Below are 1,111 nucleotides of genomic sequence, written 5' to 3'. Positions count from 1 at the left end.
CTGTGCCGGTGGCCGCGGCAAGGGAGCGTGCAGCGGTGCTGGTGTCCGCGACGACGTTCCCGCTGCCGTCGGCCATGACGGTGCGGACCACCACCGATCTGGTGGTGCTGGTGTCGTTCCACAGCTTCGTGGTCGCCGTCACCGTGGCCGACGCCGCGCTCACATCGCTCTGCCGCAGGTAGACGCCGGGACCCGCGTAGTCCGTCATCCGCACGTGAAGGTTGTCGATGGCCCACAGGCTCCCGTTGCGGTAGATGCCGCCCTCGAAGGTGTAGTCGGCGCTCACCGCCGCGATGTCGGTGCCGCGGGCGTTGGTCACCTTCACCGCGATCACGTTGTCCCCGCCCGGGACGAGTACGGCGGTGACGTCGAACCTGAACCGGGAGTATCCGCCTTTGTGCTGCCCGAGGTACGTGCCGTTGACCCAGACGTCGGCGACCTGGTTGACGCCGGCGAACTGCAGGTACAGCCGCTTCCCCGCCAGCTCGGACGGCACGGTGTAATGGCGGCGGTACCAGCCCACTCCGCGGTAGTAGTCGTTGCCGCCGTCGGCTCCGTCGACGGCGTTCCAGGTGTGGGGCGTGTTGACCGACGCCCATCCGGAGTCGTCGAAGCCGGGCGCTTCCGCGCCTGTGACGTCTGCCCTGACGAATCGCCACCCGTTGTTGATATGGATCCAGACACGAGGATTCGGCGCGGCGTCCGGCCCAGCCGTGGCCGCGGCGCCGGCCGTCGCAACACCCGTCAACGAGGCCGCCACTCCTCCGGCCGTGACTGTAAGAACCTGTCGGCGAGAAGGGGAACCTGTCATTTTCAGAACTCACTTCCGTAGAGGTGAAGTAGAAGGTTTCCTGCGCGAAGCAACCGAGAGGGTTGCCGCGTCGGACCTGGCGTCCCACCGGCGTTGCTCCCGGATTGCGGCGCCGGAGTGGACGCGTACGGAACAGGGATGGCCGGGCTCGTCGGCTCGGTCGGGCGAGCCCGGCCGGCGGGATGCCGGCCACCGCGCCCTTGGTCGCGTCAGTTGACGTGGACGATCTTCCAGAGCTGGGCGTCGGCGTTGAGGCTGTTCCACTGGACGATGTAACGCGGGATCGCTGCGGGGCAGGTG

At 68.1% G+C, this 1,111-nt stretch carries 1 protein-coding gene; it reads right to left on the bottom strand.

Features of this window, described 5'->3' with window-relative positions; translation table 11 throughout:
* Window positions 1-748, bottom strand: a 748-nt coding sequence (locus TN53_RS40780) for a sugar-binding domain-containing protein (RefSeq protein WP_046263932.1), incomplete at its 3' end; no start/stop codon positions are given.
* Window positions 749-1,111 lie beyond the last annotated feature (363 nt).

The sequence above is a fragment of the Streptomyces sp. WM6386 genome (assembly GCF_000972385.1).
Taxonomy (GTDB): Bacteria; Actinomycetota; Actinomycetes; order Streptomycetales; family Streptomycetaceae; genus Streptomyces.
This window is presented reverse-complemented; position numbering and strand designations above follow the sequence as displayed.